Annotated in this window: 19 protein-coding genes and 1 pseudogene; 14 read left to right on the top strand and 6 right to left on the bottom strand. The window is 71.3% G+C overall.

The genetic code is table 11. The features are described 5' to 3' along the window. Positions 1-4 precede the first annotated feature (4 nt). A complete protein-coding gene (locus tag ACODNG_RS01870) occupies positions 5-664 on the bottom strand; it encodes a trimeric intracellular cation channel family protein (RefSeq protein WP_434522197.1) in 660 nt (219 codons plus the stop codon). After that, complete coding sequence (locus tag ACODNG_RS01875; protein ID WP_434522198.1) at positions 661-1,488, bottom strand: DUF2797 domain-containing protein; 828 nt, start codon at positions 1,486-1,488, stop codon at positions 661-663. Before ACODNG_RS01875 ends, ACODNG_RS01870 begins: the two co-directional genes overlap by 4 nt. Positions 1,489-1,609: 121 nt before the next feature. Between ACODNG_RS01875 and ACODNG_RS01880 the strand changes: the two genes are divergently transcribed. Both ACODNG_RS01880 and ACODNG_RS01885 read left to right on the top strand, forming a co-directional pair. Next, a complete protein-coding gene (locus ACODNG_RS01880; protein WP_434522199.1) occupies positions 1,610-1,990 on the top strand; it encodes a BsuPI-related putative proteinase inhibitor in 381 nt (126 codons plus the stop codon). A gap of 52 nt (positions 1,991-2,042) precedes the next feature. Beyond that, a complete protein-coding gene (locus ACODNG_RS01885) occupies positions 2,043-2,492 on the top strand; it encodes a hypothetical protein (protein WP_434522200.1) in 450 nt (149 codons plus the stop codon). Between the two features lie 20 nt (positions 2,493-2,512). Here ACODNG_RS01885 and menD read toward each other — a convergent pair. Together menD and ACODNG_RS01895 are read right to left on the bottom strand one after the other, a co-directional pair. Then, positions 2,513-4,490: pseudogene (gene menD, locus ACODNG_RS01890) on the bottom strand (2-succinyl-5-enolpyruvyl-6-hydroxy-3-cyclohexene-1-carboxylic-acid synthase). A 51-nt stretch (positions 4,491-4,541) separates the two neighbouring features. Further along, positions 4,542-4,928, bottom strand: a complete 387-nt coding sequence (locus ACODNG_RS01895; RefSeq protein ID WP_434522201.1) for a DUF5830 family protein — start codon at positions 4,926-4,928, stop codon at positions 4,542-4,544. 126 nt (positions 4,929-5,054) lie between these two features. On the opposite strand from ACODNG_RS01895, the gene ACODNG_RS01900 reads away from it, so the two are divergent. From ACODNG_RS01900 to ACODNG_RS01945, 10 genes are all read left to right on the top strand, one after another. Continuing rightward, positions 5,055-5,420: a hypothetical protein gene (locus ACODNG_RS01900; protein ID WP_434522202.1), complete on the top strand. Its 366-nt coding sequence runs from the start codon at positions 5,055-5,057 to the stop codon at positions 5,418-5,420. Between the two features lie 71 nt (positions 5,421-5,491). After that, complete coding sequence (locus tag ACODNG_RS01905) at positions 5,492-6,487, top strand: VOC family protein (protein ID WP_434522203.1); 996 nt, start codon at positions 5,492-5,494, stop codon at positions 6,485-6,487. Further along, entirely contained in the window at positions 6,484-7,206 is a 723-nt protein-coding gene (locus ACODNG_RS01910) for an alpha/beta hydrolase (RefSeq protein WP_434522204.1), read from the top strand. Before ACODNG_RS01905 ends, ACODNG_RS01910 begins: the two co-directional genes overlap by 4 nt. A gap of 95 nt (positions 7,207-7,301) precedes the next feature. Continuing rightward, on the top strand, positions 7,302-7,844 hold the full coding sequence (locus tag ACODNG_RS01915; protein WP_434522205.1) for a DUF2249 domain-containing protein: 543 nt from the start codon (positions 7,302-7,304) through the stop codon (positions 7,842-7,844). 131 nt (positions 7,845-7,975) lie between these two features. After that, positions 7,976-8,551 carry a halocyanin domain-containing protein gene (locus tag ACODNG_RS01920; RefSeq protein WP_434522206.1) on the top strand — a complete coding sequence of 192 codons (576 nt, stop codon included), beginning with the start codon at positions 7,976-7,978 and terminating at the stop codon, positions 8,549-8,551. 264 nt (positions 8,552-8,815) lie between these two features. Then, positions 8,816-10,738 carry a TAT-dependent nitrous-oxide reductase gene (gene nosZ / locus ACODNG_RS01925; protein WP_434522207.1) on the top strand — a complete coding sequence of 641 codons (1,923 nt, stop codon included), beginning with the start codon at positions 8,816-8,818 and terminating at the stop codon, positions 10,736-10,738. Positions 10,739-10,742: 4 nt separating this feature from the next. Continuing rightward, on the top strand, positions 10,743-11,540 hold the full coding sequence (locus ACODNG_RS01930) for a hypothetical protein (RefSeq protein ID WP_434522208.1): 798 nt from the start codon (positions 10,743-10,745) through the stop codon (positions 11,538-11,540). Beyond that, positions 11,530-13,062, top strand: a complete 1,533-nt coding sequence (gene nosD, locus ACODNG_RS01935) for a nitrous oxide reductase family maturation protein NosD (RefSeq protein WP_434523043.1) — start codon at positions 11,530-11,532, stop codon at positions 13,060-13,062. The genes ACODNG_RS01930 and nosD overlap by 11 nt, the downstream gene beginning before the upstream one ends. Continuing rightward, positions 13,059-13,874, top strand: a complete 816-nt coding sequence (locus ACODNG_RS01940; RefSeq protein WP_434522209.1) for an ABC transporter ATP-binding protein — start codon at positions 13,059-13,061, stop codon at positions 13,872-13,874. The genes nosD and ACODNG_RS01940 overlap by 4 nt, the downstream gene beginning before the upstream one ends. Beyond that, the gene (locus ACODNG_RS01945) at positions 13,871-14,860 is read left to right on the top strand and encodes an ABC transporter permease (protein ID WP_434522210.1); all 990 of its coding nucleotides are present in this window, start codon (positions 13,871-13,873) and stop codon (positions 14,858-14,860) included. Before ACODNG_RS01940 ends, ACODNG_RS01945 begins: the two co-directional genes overlap by 4 nt. 74 nt (positions 14,861-14,934) lie before the next feature. On the opposite strand, the gene ACODNG_RS01950 is transcribed toward ACODNG_RS01945, so the two are convergent. After that, the gene (locus ACODNG_RS01950; RefSeq protein ID WP_434522211.1) at positions 14,935-15,618 is read right to left on the bottom strand and encodes a helix-turn-helix domain-containing protein; all 684 of its coding nucleotides are present in this window, start codon (positions 15,616-15,618) and stop codon (positions 14,935-14,937) included. Positions 15,619-15,718: 100 nt separating this feature from the next. Here ACODNG_RS01950 and ACODNG_RS01955 point away from each other — a divergent pair, with 100 nt between their 5' ends. Continuing rightward, on the top strand, positions 15,719-16,084 hold the full coding sequence (locus ACODNG_RS01955) for a DUF2249 domain-containing protein (RefSeq protein ID WP_434522212.1): 366 nt from the start codon (positions 15,719-15,721) through the stop codon (positions 16,082-16,084). Positions 16,085-16,653: 569 nt separating this feature from the next. Continuing rightward, entirely contained in the window at positions 16,654-17,757 is a 1,104-nt protein-coding gene (locus ACODNG_RS01960) for a radical SAM protein (RefSeq protein WP_434522213.1), read from the top strand. A 14-nt stretch (positions 17,758-17,771) separates the two neighbouring features. Here ACODNG_RS01960 and ACODNG_RS01965 read toward each other — a convergent pair whose 3' ends face one another. Then, positions 17,772-19,142 (bottom strand): MFS transporter, encoded by a 1,371-nt coding sequence (locus ACODNG_RS01965; protein WP_434522214.1) that lies wholly within the window; start codon positions 19,140-19,142, stop codon positions 17,772-17,774. Between the last annotated feature and the right edge of the window lie 125 nt (positions 19,143-19,267).

A 19,267-nucleotide genomic window follows, 5' to 3' on the forward strand; every position in this document is an offset into this window, starting at 1 on the left:
GAGATCAGCCACCGAAGCGGTCGCCGAACCCCTTCGCGGTCGGGAGTCGCCACCCGCGAGCGACGGCGACGAGCCGGAGGCCGACCGTCACCGCCGCGCACGCCGCGGCCGCGAGGCCCGAGGGCGCGCCGAGCGTGCCGACGAGCCAGTACGCGATCCCGCCAAACACGGCGCAGCTCGCGTAGAAGTCCTCGAAGAGGATGAAGGGAGCGCGGTCGAGTAAGATGTCGGCGAGCGCGCCGCCGCCGACGGCGTTGATAGTCGCGACGGCGACGACGCCGAACGCGGACACCCCGACGTCCGTCGCGACGATCGCCCCGGTCGTGGCGAACGCGGCGAGACCGACGGCGTCGGCGACGAGCGTCACCGGGTGTTCGTCGGGAGAAGCGAGCCACGCGCTCAGCCCGACGGCGAGCGCGACGCCGACGAGTCCGAGGAGGATCTCGACCGGCGAGCGCAGCGCCAGCGGGACGCGCGCGACGAGGAGGTCGCGGGTGACGCCGCCGGCGAACGCCATCGCCAGCCCGACGACCGCGACGCCGAAGAGGTCGAACTCCTCGCGGACCGCCTTGCTCGCGCCGACCAGCGCGAACGCGACCAGTCCGACCGTGTTCATGACGGCGAACGGGTCGCCGAAGAGGACCTCCAGAACGCCCCCCGTCACCCGCCGAACGCCCCGAGGCTCGACTGTAGCTCCCGCTCGGGCACCGCGTCGGTCAGCTCGTAGCCGACCAGGTCGCGCGCGTCGACCGCGTACGTCGACCCGCCGCGGTCGAGCACGAGCACCCGCCCCTTCCAGCCGCGGACCGTCCCCGCGGCCATCGTCTCGGCGACGGGGCGGTCGTCGAGTTCGAGACCGTAGTCGAAGTCGAACCGCGTGATCGGGTCGAACCGGTCGAGGAGCGTTTCCCATGCCGCCTCGTCGACGGCGCGCCCGAACCCGTCGAGCTTCGTCGGGACGCGAACGCGGTCGACGAGGTCGTCGCCGGCGGCCAGTTCCGCCTCCACCTCGCGGGCGATCCGGCCGTTCGGGAAGGTTCGAACGTGGGCCGCGCGGTCCGCGCCCTGCTCGCGAAGGCGGGTCCCGAGGCGCCACTCGCGGGTGACGCCGACCTTCAACACGTCGGGCGCGAACGCGGCGAGGTACATCGCGTGCGTCTCATGACAGTCCATCTCGTCTTTCAGGCACGTCCCGGTACACCGGGCGCACACCCAGACGTGCGAGTGGTCGTCGCAGTAGGGCGCGTCTCCGGCGTCGCAGGCGATGTGGTCGCCGTCGTGGACGGTCCCCGCGCAGCGGCGCTCGCCGAGTCCGAAGGCGAGTTCGGTACCCGGACTCGCGTCCACGTAGTCGACGCTCCCGCCGCTCGCGACGTAGAGTCCGCCGCCGACCGGCCCGTCCGCTTCGGGGATCGGATCCCGTTCCGAGTCGCCGTCCGCGTCCGGCGAGTCGCTCGCGACGTCCGTCTCGTAGCCGACGACCTGCACGCCGAGCGGTAGGGGGAGGCGAGGCTTATAGGCGTCGTCGGCCGTCGCGCTCGTGGAGTCGCAAGCGAGACGGGACCCCGACCGCCGAGGAGTTTTATTCGCGGGCGTCGCAGACGCGGCCATGCTCGACGCGACGCTCGCGGCGACCGAGACCGACGACGGGGTTGTGCTCTCGCTGCGGATCGAAAACCCGGGTCCGGAACCCGTCACGCTCGATTTCCGGACCGGCCAGCGCGCGGAGTTCACCGCGTACCCGGCGGGCGAGGACGCGGACGGCCCGGACGCGGACGGCCCGGACGCGGATCGAACGGATCCCGTCTGGCGGGACGGCGCGGGACAGATGTTCACGCAGGCGCTCGGCAGCGAGACAGTCGCCTCCGGCGAGTCGGTCGGTTACGAGGGGAAATGGCGGAACCCGCCCCCGGGAACGTACCGGATCGTCGGCGAGGTGACGGCGACCGACCGCGACGTGCGCGCGGAGACGGTCGTCGACGTGGAGTGAAGCCACCGTCCGGATCGTATTTTATAAGTGAATCCGGATTCGGGTCTCGGACATGCGCACGGCAGCCCTCCCGCCGGTCGTCGCCGCGGTCGTCGCGTTCGCGGTCAGCGGAATCAGACGGCTCTCGCCGATCATCCTCCAGTCGCCCGTCTCGCTCCCCTCGACCGAGACGCTCTCGGTGTACCTCATGAGCGCTCAGTTCGCCGCGTTCGTCCTGATATACGGCCTGTTGTTCGGCGTCGCGCTCGCGTCGGGGGTGCGGGACGCGGACGTCTCCGCGACGTCGACGGCGCTGGCGACGGGCGCGAGCGCGGCCGTCTCGTTCCTCGTCGGGTCGGCCGCGGTCCTCTCGTACCTCGGTCCGGACCGCAGCCCGGTCATCACCGCCGTCTTCGCGCTCGGCGCGAGCCTCGGCATCGGGATCCAGTTCGCGGTCGTCGCCTACGCGGGGGTCACGCTCGGCGCCAGCCGCCGCGAGGGACCGGAGCCGACCCCGCCCTGACAACGCCGACCCCGCCCTGATCACGCCGAGTCCGCCGTGTCGCCGTGGACCGCGCGCTCGACCGCGCCCGCCAGTCGCTCGCGCGTGCGGTGGCTCGCCTCGGCGTCGGTCTCGACCTCGATTAGGTGTGACCCAGCCGCCTCGTGAGCCTCCGAGACGGCAGCGGAGAGTTCGTCCGCGACCGCCGCCGCGCGTTCCGCCGGACTCTCGCCGCGGTCGGCGAGCGCGTCGGGGCGCGCGTCGATCCGCGCGTATTCCAGCCCGTGAAGCTCCGAGAGCGGCTCGAAATCCAGCCCGTGCGGCGTCACGAACGACTCGGTGAACGGCGGTTCGAACGCTGCTATCGGGAGCTTGTGGAAGATGCCGCCGCCGTCGTTGTTGATCGCGACGACGGTGACGTCGACGTCGCAGCGGCCGATCGCGAGCAGGCCGTTCGAGTCGTGGTATAAGCCGAGGTCGCCGACGACGAGCGTGAGGTCGTCGGTCGTCCCGGCGCCCGCGCCGAGCGCGCTGGAGACGATACCGTCGATGCCGGAGACGCCCCGGTTGCCGAGGGCGGTGACGTTCGCGGTCGTCGGCCCGACGAACCGGTCGAGGTCGCGGACGGGCATCGAGTTCGAGACGAACAGCGTCGCCGGGTCCGGGAGCGCCCCCGCGACCGCGCGCAGCGCGGCGCCCTCGTGGAATCCCGCCTCGGTCCCGCCGTCGCCGGCGGTCGACTCGTCGTCCGCGGTCTCGTCGGCCGTCGCGTCCGAGTCAGCCTCGCCCGCCGCGTCCGCCTCGCGGGCGTGAACCGCCTCGGCGGTCCGGTCCGCTTCCTCCCACTGGGCGCGCCAGTCGGGGTCCCCGTTCCCGCCCGCGACGAGCCGCGAGAGGCGGGCGCAGAGCCGGCTCGGCTCGGCGACGACGAGGTCGGTCGCGGCGAACTCCGCCTCCCGCCAGCGCCCGGCGGGGTCGACCTGATACTGGTCGGCGCCCGTTCCGGCGAGGTACTTCCGGAGCCGCTTCGAGGTCGGGGAGGCGCCGATCCGGAGAACCACGTCGGGGTCGGCCCACCCGTGCGACCCGTCCGCGCCCGCGACGTTGCCCGCGTCGCCCGCGTCGCCCGCGTCGCTCTCACCGCCCGCGAGGTCGGCCGAGAGGTACGCGTCGTAGCTCCCTATCACGGAGGCGACGCGCGTGTGCCCGCCGTACCGGAGCCCGGAGAGCGGGTCGGCCAGCACGGGGAACCCGGTCGCGTGCGCGAGCGCCGTGACCGACTCCGGATCGATACCCGGCGGATCGGCCGGCCCGGCGACGATCAGCCCGCGGTCCGCCCCGCTCAGTTCGGTCGCGAGCGCGCGCAGCTCGTCGTCGCCCGGCTCGGGCGCGCCCGACGTCACGTCGACGTAGGGACCGTCGCGCCCGTGCTCGGCCGCCTCCGGCAGGTCCTCGGGCACGTCGTCCGGGACCGGCGTCGGCTCCAGCGGCTTCTTGAACGGGACGTTGAGGTGGACCGGTCCCTGATCGGCACCCTCGGCGGCCGCGACGGCGCGGGCGACGGTGGTGCGCAGCGACCGGAGCGCCCGGTCGTTCGCGGCCGGCTCCGGGAGGTCCTTGTAAAATCGGACGGCGTCGCCGTACAGCTTCTCCTGGTCCGCGGTCTGGTTCGCGCCGGAGTCGCGCAGTTCGGGCGGCCGGTCGGCGGTGAGCGCGAGGAGGGGAACCCGGGCCTCGCTCGCCTCCATCACGGCCGGGTGGTAGTTGGCGGCGGCGGTGCCGGAGGTACAGAATCAGCGGCGTCACGCGGCCGGTCCTTCGGGCGCGTCCGAGCGCGAAGTACGCGGCGGAGCGCTCGTCGAGCTGCGAGAACACGCGGAGCTCGTCGTGGCCCGCGGCGGCGACGGTCAGCGGCGTCGAGCGGCTGCCGGGCGAGGCGACGACGGCGTCGACGCCCGCGGCGACGAGCTCGTCGACGAGCGCGTTCGCCCACAGGACGTTCCGGTTCGGCGCGGTCATTACCGCCGCTTCGGTCTCCGGCGTAAATACTCCGGCGGGTTCGACCGAACGTCACTCCGACTCGGACTCTCTCCCCGTCACCTTCCGGATACACGAGGAGCCGAACGGTCCGAGTTCGCCGGCGTCCAACCGGACGAAATGGCCGGTGGAGACGGAGGCGCCGCACCGCCGGCACTCGAAGTCGCCCTCGCGGGCGACGACCTGACTGTCGTACTCGACGTACGTGCCGCCCCGGAGGATCTGGAGGCGGGCACCGTCGCGGTCGATGACCCCGCGCTTCTCGGCGGCGTCGAGGATGTCGCGGGTAAGCGCCGGGCTGGTCGTGATCGTCTCGATCCGGTCGACCGCCGCGGCGAGGTCCAGCTCCTCGCGTTCGAGGTGGGCCAGCAGCTCGACGCCCAGCTCCAGCTTCTCGTCGCGGGTCGGCGGCTCCGTCACGGCCGGCGAGACGGCGCGATCCCTCTTAAGTCGGCTGGATGGCGGCCGGGGTTTGAGCCGCCGCGCCGGTCGGGTCGCGCCGCCGCGGACCGGCAGATTCACGTCGTTCGGCCGACAGCTCTGATCGTGGTTCGATCCCACGACCGGTCCCGTCGCCGTCCCGCCTACCGCCGCCGCCCCAACGAGTTTTACTGGCTGTGGATCGCGGCGACCGCGACGTACGGCGTCGGCGACATCGTCTCCACTATCGCGTTCCTCCGGTACGTTCCAACGATAGCGGAGGCGAACCCGGTCGTGCGGTTCGCGCTGGAGTCGTTCGGTCTCTCCGGGCTGGTCGCGCTGAAGATCGTCGTCTACCTGATCATGCTCTGGATCAGCGTCGAGGGCGCCCGCGAGGGCGACGGCCTGCTGTACTACTTCCCGCCGGTGCTGCTCACGGCGACGGGGACGTACCTCACCGCGAGCAACCTGCGGCTGCTATGGCTCTCGTGAGGGCCTGATCTCGGGGGTCGGTGATCGCCCCCACCGACACCGACTTTCCCGCGGGGCGCGGATCTGCTTCCATGCTCTCTGACACCCCCGGACTCCACCACGTCACGGGGATCGTCGGCGACCCCGAGGCGCACACCGCCTTCTACGGCGAGACGCTCGGACTCCGCCTGCTCCGCCGCACGGTGAACTACGAGGACATCCTCCGGTACCACCTCTACTTCGGCGACGCGACCGGCTCGCCCGGCTCCGTGTTCACCGTCTTTCCGGACCCGAACGCAGACCCCGGTCGAACCGGGAAACCCGGCTACGAGACCGTCGCCTTCGCGGTGCCGCCGGACTCGCTCGGCTACTGGCGCGACCGCCTCGCCGACCGCGGCGTGGAGGCGGGACCGCTCGACCCCGACGCGCGCTTCGGCGACCGCGGGCTGACGCTCGCGGACCCCTCCGGGACGCGGGTCGAACTGGTCAGGACTGAGCGCAGCGGGTCGGACCCGTGGACCGAGGGTCCCGTCCCGGCCGAACACGCGATCCGCGGACTCCGCGGAGTGACCGCGCTCCCCGCGGACCCGTACGGGACCGCGAGCGTGCTGGAGACGCTGGGCTTCGAGTACGACGCCGAGTCCGGCGACCGGGTGCGGTACCGCGCGCCCGGCGACCGCGCGACGGTCGTCGACCTGCTCGACCGCGACGCCGCGTACCTCCGGGAGGGGCCGGGGACGCTCCACCACGCCGCGGTGCGCGTCGCGGACCGCGAGGCGCTGCTGGAGTGGCACGAGCTGTTCCGCGACCGCGGCTACGACGTCTCGCGCGTGAAGGACCGGCACTTCTTCCACTCGCTGTACGTCCGCGGTCCCGGCGGCCTCCTCGTCGAACTCGCGACCGAGGCGCCGACCGCCGACGGGCCGCCCGGCCCGGGACTCGCCGACCCGGACGCGACGGGGCACGCGACGGATCTCTACCTCCCGCCGCGGTTCGAGGACGACCGCGAGCTGATCGAGTCGCAGCTGCCGGCGTTCGAGATGTCGGGACCGGAGAAAGGGAACACAGGCGCGGATTCGTCGCGATGAGCCGCCGGATCCCCGGCGTCTCCGGGCCGCACGCGGACGCGACGCTCGTCACCGGCGGCGCCCCAGTCGCGGCCGCCGAGGTCGCGGTCGTGTTGGTCCACGGCCGCGGCGGCACGGCGGAGGGGCTGATCCGGCTCGCCGACGAGTTCTACCGCTCCGGTGCGACCCTGCTCGCGCCCGGCGCGGTCCGGTCGACGTGGTTTCCGGCCCCGCACGAGGCGCCGCTGTCGGCCAACGAGCCATCGCTGACCTCGGCGGTCGACTGCGTCGATAGCGCGGTCGGCGTCGCGCGCGACGCCGGCGTCCCGCCCGAGCGCGTCGTCCTCGTCGGCATCTCGCAGGGCGGCGCGGTCGTCGCCGAGTTCCTCCGGCGTCGCCCCCGCCGATTCGGCGGCGCGTTCGTCGTCTCGGCCGCGCTGCCGGGAGAGGACCTCGACTCGCGCGAGGTCGAGGGGTCGGGAGGCGAGGGGTCGGGAGGCGGAGGCGTGGGGCCGGGGAGCGACGGGGGAGGCCCCCTCGCTGAGACGCCGGTCGCGCTCGACAGCACCGAGGACGACCCGTACGTCCCCGCGGGCCGCGTTCGGGCGACAGCGCGCGTCTTCGAGCGCGCCGGCGCCGCGGTCGAGTGTCGGATCGACCCGGGCGACGGCCACGGCCTCTCGGACGCGACGATGGAGCGGATCGGCGATCGGATCGCGGGACTCCTCGCCGACGGCTGACGAGCGGATCCCCTCTGCGATCTCGTTCGATCGCGCCGATCCCGAACGTGTTCGCGCCGCCCGACATGCGGCTGCGGCGTGGACGGTGAGACGTGATGCCGGAACTCGACGTCAGGGAAATTCCCCCGAACGAGCGACACGACCGGATCCACGACGCGTTCGACGACCTGGAGCCGGGCGAGTCGCTCACGATAGTCAACGACCACGACCCGAAGCCGCTCTACTACGAGCTGTCGGCGGAGGTCCCCGCGTTCGACGACGAGGCGTACGCGGTCGAGCGCGAGGGGCCCGAGCGGTTCGTCGCCGAGCTACCGAAGGCGGCGTCGACGAGCGAGCCGGAGACGGTACGGATCGACGATATCGACGGCGAGCCGGCCGCACAGGTGCTCCCCGGCAGCGAGCCGAAGACCGTCCGGCTCTCGCTGCCGGCGGGGGAGGGCGTCGCGGAACACGACCACCCCGACAGGGACGTGCTGTTCCACGCGCTGGAGGGCGCCTTCGACGTCGCCCTCGACGGCGAGGGCCACCGCGTCGAGGCGGGCGAGCTGCTCCGGTTCGACGGCGAGCGGAGCGTCCAGCCCACCGCGCGCGAGGACGCCACCGCGCTGATCGTGTTGGCCCCGCGGGGTGACGAGTAGGCGACCGGCAGCTCGCGGATCCGGCGCGACCTCCGGCGGCAGCTGGCGCCGAACATGTTCGTCGGATTCTCGCCGGACGAAGCGACGCGCAGGGCGTTACAACCACACGCGACCAACCGACGACCGAACACATGACCGACGACACCACACTCGATCGACGGCGATTCGTACAGGCGACGACCGCCGCGAGCGCGACGCTCCTGCTCGCCGGCTGTTCCGGCGGCGGCGACGGCGGCGACGGCGGCGACGGCGGCGACGGCTCCGACGGGTCCGACGGCGGTGACAGCTCCGACGGCGGCGACAGCGGAGACGGCGGCGACGGCGGCTCCGGAGGGTCCGGTGGCGGCGACACCCAGTACCTCAGCGAGGAGCCGGACTACGGGGGCTGGTTCGACGGCGCCAACAACTACGAGCAGACCGTCGACGCCACCGGTCAGGACGAGGTCACCGTCTCGGTCGGCGCGGGGAGCGGCCTCGCGTTCGGTCCGGCCGCGGTGGCGGTGAGCACCGGCACGACCGTCGTCTGGGAGTGGACCGGCGAGGGAGGCAGCCACAACGTCGCCGCCGAGTCGGGCGACTTCGAGAGCGAGTCCTCCCTCGAAGAGGGGTTCACCTTCGAGTACACCTTCGAAGAGACGGGCACGTACGAGTACGTCTGTACGCCCCACCGTTCGGTCGGGATGAAGGGCGCCGTCGTCGTTCAGTGACGACGTCCGGCGACCGAACCGCACGGCCGTCGCGGACGTGACGGAACCCCGCACCGACTCGCGACGCGAACGATTTTTTCGCCGTTTTTCGCAGGTAGCGAACCGGGAGAACCCGAACCGCGTTCTCACGACATCGAAACGCAGACGCGGATCGCCGAACGTGTTCGCGCGCTTCCTACCGTACAGCAAGCCGCTTGGCGAGCTATATACCGGAGTCCGCAACGTCCGCCTGTCGCGAGGGAATCGCCGCTCGCGGATTCACCCATGTCGAACGACACACAGCGGTCCACGGACGCGGAAGAATCGAGCGACCAGACGACCGGCTCGGCCGACGGGTTCGACTCGATGCTTCCGGGCGTCCGTCGCCGCGACTTCATGAAGGCCGGCGCTGCGACCGGCGCGCTCGGCGGGCTGGCGGGCTGTACCAGCCTGCTGAGCGAGGACGACGGCGTCGACGGGACGGCCTCGGCGAGCGGAGTCGACAACTCCGTGCCGCCGGGCGAACACGACGAGTACTACGCGATCCTCTCCGGCGGGCAGGCCGGCGACGTCCGCGTGTACGGACTGCCGTCGATGCGCGAACTCATCCGGATCCCGGTGTTCAACCCGGACGCCTCGCGCGGCTACGGCTTCGACGACGAGAGCAAGCAGATGCTCGAAGACGCCGGCGGCTACACGTGGGGCGACACCCACCACCCGCGGATCAGCCAGACCGACGGCGACTACGACGGCCGGTTCGCGTACGTCAACGACAAGGCGAACGGCCGGATGGCTCGGATCGATCTGACGTACTTCGAGACGGACGCCATCGTCAACATCCCCAACCAGCAGGGGACCCACGGCGCCTGTGCGCAGCTGCCCGACACCGACCTCATCTTCGGCGTCGGCGAGTTCCGAACTCCCGTCCCCAACGACGGGACCGGCGACCTCGAAGACCCGGACTCGTACGGCTCCGTGCTCGCCGCGATCAACCCCGAGAACATGAACGTCGAGTGGGAGGTCCTCATCGACGGCAATATGGACAACGGGGACGGGAGCAAGGAGGGCCGGTACTTCTTCACGAGCGCGTACAACACCGAGGAGGCGGCGACCGAGTCGGGGATGACTCGCGCCGACCGCGACGACGTGAAGGCCTTCGACATCCCCCGGATCGAGGCCGCCGTCGAGGCCGGGAACTACGAGATGCTGAACGGGGTTCCGGTCGTCGACGGGCGGAAGGACAGCCCGCTCAATCAGGGCGACGAACCCATCGTCACCTACATCCCCACGCCGAAGAGTCCGCACGGGGTCAGCGTCACGCCGGACAACAACTACGCCATCATCAGCGGGAAGCTCGACCCGACCGCGTCGATCATCGACATCGACATGATTGACGAGGTCGACGACCCCGCCGACGCCATCGTCGGCCAGCCGAAGCTCGGGCTCGGCCCGCTCCACACGGCCTACGACGGGCGCGGCCACGCGTACACGACGCTGTTCATCGACTCGCAGGTCGTCAAGTGGGACATCGAGGAGGCCGTCGAGGCCGAGGCGCGCTCGGAGAGCCCGGTGATCGAGAAGATCGACGTCCACTACAACCCCGGTCACCTCATCGCCTCGGAGTCGTACACCGAGGACCCGGCCGGCGACTGGCTGGTCTCGCTGAACAAGCTCTCGAAGGACCGGTTCCTCCCGGTCGGCCCGCAGCACCCGGAGAACGACCAGCTGATCTACATCGGCGACGACGAGAACGGGATGGAGCTGGTGAAGGACTCGCCGGCGCAGGCAGAGCCGCACGACGCGTCGATCTGTCACAAATCGAAGATCGATCCGAAGTCGGTCTACGACCCCGAGGACCTCGAACTCAGCCACACGGCCGAGGGCGAGGAGACGATGGAGCGGGTCGGCGACGACCGCGTCGAGATCGAGATGTACTCGACGCGGAACCACTACGGGTTCCAGGAGATGGTCGTCCAGGAGGGCGACGAGATCGAGATGCAGGTGACGAACATCGAGACCACGAGCGACATGCTCCACTCGGTGGCGATCCCCGACCACGACGTCCACATGCGGGTCGCTCCCCAGGAGACGCGGAAGGCGACGTTCACCGCGGACGAGCCGGGCGTCTACTGGGTCTACTGCGCGCACTTCTGCAGCGCGCTGCACTTGGAGATGCGCTCGCGGCTCATCGTCAAACCGGAGGAGTAACGCCATGAACTCGTCGCTCGCGCGGCTGACCGAGATCCGACGCGCGCTCCCGCTGGCAGCGGCGGCGCTGCTCGTCGGCGCGCTGCTGGTCCCGGTGTGGCAGATCACGCTCACGGCGCCGCAGTACCCCGGTCAGGAGCTGCTCATCGAGCTGTACGCCTACCCGCGTCTGGGCGGCGACTTCGCCGAGGTACAGGGGCTCAACAAGTACGCGGGCTTTTACTACCCCGACCCGGTGTTCATCGACCCGAACTACCCCGTCAACGAGGCGGCGATAGACGTCCCCGAGTGGCTGCTCGGACCGGTCGTGTTCGTCGGTCTCGCCCTGACGGGCGCGTTCGTCGCGCTCGCGCCGACGGTCCGCAAGCTGAAGGCCGGACTCACCGCCCAGCTCGTCGGGACGATCACCGTCTTCGTCGGGATGTTCGCGTTCATCCAGTACCGGCTCTACCAAGCCGGCCACTCGCTGGACCCGGACGCGCCGCTGCGCGGCATCGAGTCGTTCACGCCGCCGCTTCTGGGCTCTTACGAGGTGGCCAACATCAGCGGCTTCGCGTGGTTCGGCCCGGGCGGGTACATGACCGTCCTCGCGGTCCTGCTGCTCGCGACCGCGTACCTCGCCCGCGACATCGAGGCGACCGTGAGCGACCTCCCGGCGCTGGCCGTTGCGCTCCCCGGCGCGATCCGCGAACGCGTCACGGGAGATGAGAGCGCAGACAGGGAGCGCGACCGCGACGACGCCGAGTCGACCCGAGAGACCGACCGAGACCGCGACGTTGGCGGTGGTGACCATGTCGGATGACCGCTTGGAAGCCGGATTCCTCGCGGCGGCCGCCGTCGTCGCGGTGGTCGGCGTCGCGGCCGCGGTCGCGGTCGCGCTCCCGGTCGCCGGCGCGGGCGGCGGCGGTGCGGGCGGCGCTGCGGACGCGAGCGACGCAGCCGCCGCCCCGAACGCCTCGGGCGCTCCCGGACTCGACGTCGCGACCGACTTCGCCGCGACGGGCGTGACCGCGCCCGACCGTGACGGGACCGCGACGGTCAACGGCGAGTCGTTCGCGTCTGCGGGGGCGGCGGTCGACGCCGCCGAGCCGGGCGAGACGGTCGTCCTCGACGGCCGGTTCAACGAGCGCGTGAACGCGAGCGTCGACGACCTGCGGATCGTCGCGAGCGAAGAGGGCGCCGTGATCGACGGCGGCGGCGAGGGGCGCGTGCTCACCGTGAGCGGCGAGAACGTCACCGTCTCCGGCGTCTGGGTCCGCGGCTCCGGCAGCGACCTCGGCACCGAGGACGCCGGCGTCTTCGTCGCGGGCGACCGCGCCCGGATCGAGTCGGTCCGGATCACCGACACGGCGTACGGGATCTGGGTCGACGGCGCCGACGAGGCCGCCATCGAGGACGTGCGGATCGACGGCCGCGAGGACGTCTACCCGGTGACCGACCGCGGCAACGGGATCCACCTGTACGAGACGGACGGGACCGTCGTCCGCGACAGCGAGATCACGAACACCCGCGACGGGATATACTTCTCGTGGGCGACGGACGTGCTCGCCGAGAACAACACGATCCGCCACACGCGGTACGGGGTCCACTACATGTACTCGGACGACAACCGCCTCGTCGACAACGTCGCGGCCGACAACGGCGTCGGCTACGCGCTGATGGTGAGCGAGGGACTGACCGTCCGGAACAACACCGCCCTGCGCAACGACGACAGCAGCGGACACGGGATCATGGCCAAGGACATCGAGGACTCGACTGTCGCCGGCAACCACCTCGTCGCGAACCGGAACGGGCTCTACCTCTACAACGCGCAGGGGAACCGGCTCGTCGACAACCTGATCTACCGCAACGGGGTCGGTATCCACAGCGCCGCCGAGAGCGGGAGCGAGGTCGTCGCGGGCAACAGCTTCGTCCGCAACGAGCGCGCGGTCCGCACGGCGCGGAACTCGCTCGTCGCGTGGAACGGCACCGACCGCGGCAACTACTGGTCGGGCGCCCGGGTCGCCGACCGCGACGGCGACGGCGTGAGCGAGATCCGCCACCGACCGATCGGGATCGTCGAGAACCTCGTCGACGACTACCCGCAGGCCGCGGCGTTCGCGAACAGCCCGGCGTTCGAGGCGGTGCGGCTGGCCGAGAGCTCCTTCCCGGTGGTCGAGACGCCCGGGGTGGTCGACCGCCGGCCGCTCGTCGAGCCGAACCACGACTGGCGGGCGTACGAGCCGGCGGGCGACGGGACGAGCGACGCGGCGGGCGGCGTCGACGGCGGCGACGGCGAGACCCGCGCCGCGAACCGAACCGCGGACACGGAGGACACACCATGAGAATCGACGCGACAGACGTGCGGAAGACGTACGGGGACGTGACCGCCCTCGACGGGCTCTCGCTTTCGGTCCCGAGCGGTTCGACGTTCGGGATCATCGGCACCAACGGGGCCGGGAAGTCCACGCTGTTCCGGCTGCTCGTCGGCCACGACCGGCCGGACGCCGGGACGGTCAGCGTCGGCGGCACCGACGTGACCGAGGCCGGGCGGCGGGTCCGCGAGCGCGTCGGCTACCTCCCCGAACACGTCGGATTCCCCGACGGACTCTCCGGGCGAGAGGTTCTGGGGGTTCACAGAGCGATCCGCGGACTCCCGAAGGACGGGCGGACCGCCGAGGCGATCGAGCGGGTCGGGCTGACCCAAGAGGAGGCCGACCGCCGTGTCTCGGGCTACTCGAACGGCATGCAGCGGCGGCTCGGGCTGGCGACCGTACTCTTACCCGACCCCGACGTGCTCATCCTCGACGAGCCGACAGCGGGGCTGGACCCCCGCGGCGTCGACGAGTTCCACGCCATCGTCGGGGAGATAACGGCGGAGACCGACGCGACGGTGGTGTTCTGCTCGCACGTGCTGGGGGAGGTCGAGCGGCTCTGCGACCGCGCCGCCGTCCTCCACGACGGCCGAGTGCGCGCGGCGGGGTCGGTCGACGAACTCGCCGCAGACGCGGAGACGGGGAACAGCGTCGATGGCGACCCCGGACCCGAGACCGCGTCCGGCCGCGACCGCGACGGCCTCCGGGCGGCGTTCCGCGAGGCGATCGGAGGCGACGCGACACACGACGCACAGGCGGACTCCGAGGAGGTGGCGCCATGAGCGACCCGACCGATCGACCGGTCGAGGAGCCGGAGGGCGAAACCCGTCCCGACGGCGGCCACCCGGACGCGACGGCGACGGTCGGCGCGCTCGACGGCGGGACGGACGTCGACACCGGTGAGTCGGGAGCGACGGCGACGGCCGAAGCGGCCGAGACCGAGACGAGCGAGGGTGCCCGCGGTGCGCTCCGGCACGTCTTCGTCGTCGCGGTCACGGAGTATCGACTCGCGGTCCGGAGTCGGTGGGCGCTCGCGCTCACCGGGCTGTTCGCCGTCTTCGGCGCCGTACTCATGACGTTCAGCGGCTCCGCGGTCGGGCCGGCGGGCGCGGAGCGCGTCGTCGCGTCGCTGACGAGCCTCGCCGCCTACCTCGTCCCGCTGGCGGCGCTCGCCTTGGGGTACGACGCGATCGTCGGCCGCGAGGACGAGGGGTGGCTCGCGGTCGTGTTCTCGCTGCCGGTCCGCCGGAGCGAGGTCGTCACCGGGACGTACCTCGGGCGGCTGGCGGTACTGGCGGGCGCGACGGTTCTCGGGTTCGCCTTCAGCGGCGCCCTGATAGTCCGCGAGTTCGGGGTCGGCGCGCTGCCCGGGTTCCTCGGGTTCCTCGGGGGGACCGTCGCCGTCGGGGCCGCGTTCCTCGCGGTCGCGACCCTGCTGTCGACCGTCGCCCGCGAGAAGACCCACGCGCTCGGCGCGGCGCTGCTCGTGTGGGTCTGGTTCGTGCTGGGCCACGACCTGCTCGCGCTCGGGATCGTCGCGGCCGCCGAACTGCCGGACGCGGCGCTGTCGGCGCTGGTGCTGTCGAACCCGGTGAGCGCGTTCCGCGTGCTCGCCTTGAGCGGACTCGGCACCACCGCGGGCGGCGGGTTCACCGCCGTCCTCGCCGGGAGCGGACTGTCGACGGTCGCGCTCGCGGCGTCGCTCGTCGCGTGGTGCGTGATTCCGGTCGCGCTCGCGGCGCGGCTGGTCCGTCGCCGTCGACTCTGAGAAGTATCGACCGATCGTCAGGCGGTTGTTTTCGGCCGTTTTCCGACCGCGTTACCGATTCGCCGCGGGTCGCGTTACTGAATCCGCTCGATACCGTCGTCGTCCGGCGACTCGAAGTCGATCGGGCGCCGCGGGAGGTCGTCAACGAACTCGCGAACGATGGTGCGCTCGACGCGCTGGAGCACCTCGCTACACGTCGATTTCGCGATGCCGACGTGGTCGGCCACCTCGGTGAGCGTGGTCTCCCGGGGCACGTCGTAGTAGCCGCGGTCCACCGCCTCGAAGAGGACCTCGCGCTGGCGCTCCGTGAGCGACCCGCCGGGGTTCACGCGCTGTTGGACGTACTCGACCTCGAAGTCGGCGCCGATGTCGCGGAGGGCGTCGCCGAACTCCGCGACGCGCTCGTGGTCGCCCGTCACGTCGACGCGGGCGACGCCGTCGCGGATCTCGACCGGCATCTCGATAGGGACGCCCGCCTTGCGCGCGACCATCTGTAACAGCGGGACGAGCGCCTCGACCTGAACGGTGACCATCCCGTCGTCCTCGGCCATCACCGACGAGTGGGTGATCGTGTCGTGGTCCTCGACCGCGTCGAGGATCGGGTCGGTGTCGTCCGCGGTGATCCGGACCAGCGCGAACCCGGCGCCGTCGTCCGGCGTCGCGGTCAGTACCTGAAACCGCGCGTCCGGGTACTCTCGCGAGACATCGCCGACCCACGGCCCGTCCGGGATGTCCACGCGGAGGCGTGCCTGTGCCATGCCCGTAGTTCGGCGCCCGGCGTGGAAGTACCTTCGGCTCCGCGACGGCCGGAACATGTTCGTCACAAACGACCCGTGGGTCGGGTTCGTCTGTTGAAACATGAGCTCCGAACCCGGCGATCCGGCGGCGGTCGAGCGGGCGGTGACCGAGCGGACGGACGCGCCGACGGGCGGGGAGACCGTCTCCCTCGATGTCCGCGAACTGGGGCCGCCGAAACCCCTTCGCGAGACGCTCGAACGCGTGGAGACGCTCGGCGACGACGACGTGTTGGTCCAGTACAACGACCGCACGCCGCAGTTCCTCTTCCCGCGACTCGACGACCGCGGGTTCGCGTACGCCGCGGTCGAGACCGACGCGACCGACGCGGTCGTCACCGCGATCTGGCCGGCTGACGGGGAAAAGGACGTTTCGGACGAGCGAGCCGGCGAGGGCGACGCGGCCGCGGGCGACGCGACCGCGACCTGAGGGACTGCGACCGACGGTTTCAGGGCGGTCGGGTGTCCGAGAGTGAGCCCCGATCGGTTGCGGGAGCGGGCGAATCATGTTGGGCACGCAGTTGCTTATAAATAGCCGAGCAGTATCGTCGTGGTTTGCTTATAAACGGACGACGTTGTTGCGGCGAACACCGCCAAAGCCCCACCTGCTCGCTTATAAATTATTGACTGCGGCCTCACGACTGCCCCTTTGAGTCCCACCCGACCGCACAGCGACCGCACCTCACGCCTCCCCAGCCTCGTCAGTCGCCTCCGCTTCGCTCCGGCGACTGACTCCAGCGAGGGACCTTCGGTCCCTCTGGCAGCCGGCGCGTAGCGCCGGCGACCTCGCACCAGCGGTTCGCGGCCCTGCGGGCCGCTCACCGGGGCGCGCCACCGCATCGGTTTATAAATGATCGTCGCAACCGCTCAGTACCATTTAAATATCGCATCACTGCCACCGAACTACAACATTCACTCCCGCTATCGCTCACTGCTACCGCTGGGGAACACGTTCGGGAACGACCCCAAACGGGTCGGGATCGTAGCCGACAGTAAGCGATGTTCGACGACCTCGACACCGACCGGCGGCCGCTGGTCCTCGTCTGGGAGGTCACGCAGGCCTGCGGACTCGCGTGTCGGCACTGCCGAGCCGACGCGCAACCGCAGCGGCATCCCGACGAGCTGACGACCGCGGAGGGGAAGCGACTGCTAGCGGACGCCGCCGAGTTCGGCGACGGGCAGCTGGTCGTCCTCTCCGGGGGCGACCCGCTCGCGCGCGACGACCTCACGGAGCTGGTTACACATGGCGACGACCTGGGCCTCCGGATGACGATCACGCCGAGCGGGACCCGGTCGCTCACCCCCGAGCGCGTCCGCGACCTCGGTGACGCCGGGATCGCGCGAATGGCGCTCAGCCTCGACGGGTCGACCCGCGAGCGCCACGACGCGTTCCGCGGCGAGGAGAGCTTCGAGGACACGGTCGAGGCCGCACACGCCGCCCGCGACGCCGGGATCCCCCTCCAGATCAACACCACCGTCTGCGCGGACACGGCGGACGACCTCCCCGCGATCCGCGACCGCGTCCGCGACCTCGGCGCCGTCCTCTGGAGCGTCTTCTTCCTCGTCCCGGTCGGTCGCGGGCGCGTCCTCGACCCCGTCTCGCCCGAGCGCGCCGAGGACGCGATGGCGTGGCTCCACGAGGTGTCCGAGGCGGAGCGCTTCGGCGTCAAGACCACCGAGGCGCCGTTCTACCGGCGGGTGGGCATCCAGCGGGCAGAGGCTGGCGAGACCGACGGGGCCGCCCAGCGACGCGGCGGGGTCACGGCCGGGCGCGGCTTCGCGTTCGTCAGCCACACCGGCGAGGTGTACCCGTCCGGCTTCCTCCCCGAGTCGGCCGGCGACGTCCGCGAGCGGTCGGTCGTCGACGTCTACAGAAACTCCGACCTCTTCGAGTCGCTCCGCGATCCGGACGGGTTCTCGGGGAAGTGCGGCGCCTGCGAGTTCCGCCACGTCTGCGGCGGGAGCCGGTCGCGAGCGTACGCGGCCACGGGCGACCCGACCGGCAGCGACCCGCTCTGTCCGTACGTCCCCGAGGGGTACGACGGGGCGCTCCCGGATCGGCAGCAAGCCACCGAGGGCGGCGATCGCGAGGCGGCGGACTGAGGTTTGAAACCGGGTTAGGCGTACGCCTCGAACTCCTCGCCGAACGCGAGGAAGTAGCCGGTGCCGACGACGCCGATGACGGCCGCGACGGTGAACGCGACCTCGGGGCTGACGAAGTCCCACAGGTACCCGCCGACGGCCGCGCTCGGGATCACGATTGTGTTCCGGAGCAGGTAGTACGTCCCGGTGACGCGGCCGCCGGTACCCCGCTCCGCCGGGCCGACGATCAGCGCCTTGTGCGACGGCAGCCCCGCGAAGCGGAGGCCGGAGAACGCGAAGACGGCGACCATCACCGCCGAGAGCGGCAGCGCCGACCCCGCGAGCGCCGGCGCGTAGATCAACACGACGGGGAAGAGGGCGTAGACGGCGAAACCGACCGCGACGACCGGCTTGAGTCCGACCCGCTCCGCGAGCTTCGAGGCGGGGACCATGATCAGCAAGGCGACGAGCATCTCGACGCCGAGGAGGTAGCCGAAGAACGCCTGCGGCGAGAGGCTCACGTCGTACGAGAAGCCGGCGAGCGCGACGGTCGCGTCCAGCCCGACCTCGAAGAACTGCGTGACCACCAGCACGAAGAACACGTACACCATCCCGTTCGCGAACCGCACGAGCGTGTCGCCGACGAGCAGCGGGCGGAGGGGTTCCGGCATCTCGCGGAGGTCTCGCCGAATCCCATCGAGTCCCGCGAACGAGTCGCCGAAGGAGTCGTCGCTCGCGTCGTAGAGCGCGTGCTGGACGAGCGTCCCGAGGACACCGAAGACGACCGCGACCGCGAGGACGAACCGGAAGCTCACGGCGAACTCCGAGCGCAGCCCGATGAGGACGGCCGCCAGCACCGGCCCGACGAGGAACGCCGTCCGCCGGAACGTCTCCGTGCTGGCGAACCCCGCGGCCAGCCGCGAGGGGTCGGTCGCCTGCTTGACCACCGCGAACGTCGCGCCCAGTCCGAACGACTTCCACGCCTGTGCGAGGACCAGCCCGACGAATATCCAGACCCACGGTTCGACCGCGACGCCCGCGACGGTGATTGCGCCGACGCCGGGCGCGACAAGCCAGACGAGGAAGCCGAGGGTCGACAGCAGCCCGAAGACGGTGAGCGCGTACCGCGACCCGATCCGGTCCGAGACGGCGCCGCCCGGATACGGATAGATCGCCGAGATGACGTTGCCGAACGTGCCGAAGAGTCCGACGACGAACCCGGACGCTCCGAGCGCGACCATGTACTCCGGGAGGAACCGGTTCGTCATCTGGAACCCCAGACTGAACGCGAACATCGCGACCGACAGGACGAGCACGTCCCGCTCCAGCGCGAAGAACCGACGAAACGCGTCCAGCGGTCCGGATTCTTCCGCCTCGGCGTCGACAGCCCCCCGGTCGTCCGTCACGGGTCGTCCCCCGCGGTCGCGGAAGGGTCACGGTCGTCGACTCCGACGCGGCCACGCGGTACGGGGACGGGAGCCATACGCGACGTCCGGTTCGCGTCGTCAAAAATCCACGCGGTCGGGTGAGA

The sequence above is a fragment of the Halorubrum sp. AS12 genome, assembly GCF_051122765.1.
GTDB lineage: Archaea > Halobacteriota > Halobacteria > Halobacteriales > Haloferacaceae > Halorubrum > Halorubrum trapanicum.

Excerpts from the sequence above, each read along its gene's own strand:
- ACODNG_RS01880 (WP_434522199.1), top strand. The coding sequence starts at position 1,610 with ATGCTCGACGCGACGCTCGCGGCGACCGAGACCGACGACGGGGTTGTG.
- ACODNG_RS01885 (WP_434522200.1), top strand. The coding sequence starts at position 2,043 with ATGCGCACGGCAGCCCTCCCGCCGGTCGTCGCCGCGGTCGTCGCGTTC.
- ACODNG_RS01905 (WP_434522203.1), top strand. The coding sequence starts at position 5,492 with ATGCTCTCTGACACCCCCGGACTCCACCACGTCACGGGGATCGTCGGC.
- ACODNG_RS01910 (WP_434522204.1), top strand. The coding sequence starts at position 6,484 with ATGAGCCGCCGGATCCCCGGCGTCTCCGGGCCGCACGCGGACGCGACG.
- ACODNG_RS01915 (WP_434522205.1), top strand. The coding sequence starts at position 7,302 with ATGCCGGAACTCGACGTCAGGGAAATTCCCCCGAACGAGCGACACGAC.
- ACODNG_RS01920 (WP_434522206.1), top strand. The coding sequence starts at position 7,976 with ATGACCGACGACACCACACTCGATCGACGGCGATTCGTACAGGCGACG.
- nosZ (WP_434522207.1), top strand. The coding sequence starts at position 8,816 with ATGTCGAACGACACACAGCGGTCCACGGACGCGGAAGAATCGAGCGAC.
- ACODNG_RS01930 (WP_434522208.1), top strand. The coding sequence starts at position 10,743 with ATGAACTCGTCGCTCGCGCGGCTGACCGAGATCCGACGCGCGCTCCCG.
- nosD (WP_434523043.1), top strand. The coding sequence starts at position 11,530 with ATGTCGGATGACCGCTTGGAAGCCGGATTCCTCGCGGCGGCCGCCGTC.
- ACODNG_RS01940 (WP_434522209.1), top strand. The coding sequence starts at position 13,059 with ATGAGAATCGACGCGACAGACGTGCGGAAGACGTACGGGGACGTGACC.
- ACODNG_RS01945 (WP_434522210.1), top strand. The coding sequence starts at position 13,871 with ATGAGCGACCCGACCGATCGACCGGTCGAGGAGCCGGAGGGCGAAACC.
- ACODNG_RS01950 (WP_434522211.1), bottom strand. The coding sequence starts at position 15,618 with ATGGCACAGGCACGCCTCCGCGTGGACATCCCGGACGGGCCGTGGGTC.
- ACODNG_RS01955 (WP_434522212.1), top strand. The coding sequence starts at position 15,719 with ATGAGCTCCGAACCCGGCGATCCGGCGGCGGTCGAGCGGGCGGTGACC.
- ACODNG_RS01960 (WP_434522213.1), top strand. The coding sequence starts at position 16,654 with ATGTTCGACGACCTCGACACCGACCGGCGGCCGCTGGTCCTCGTCTGG.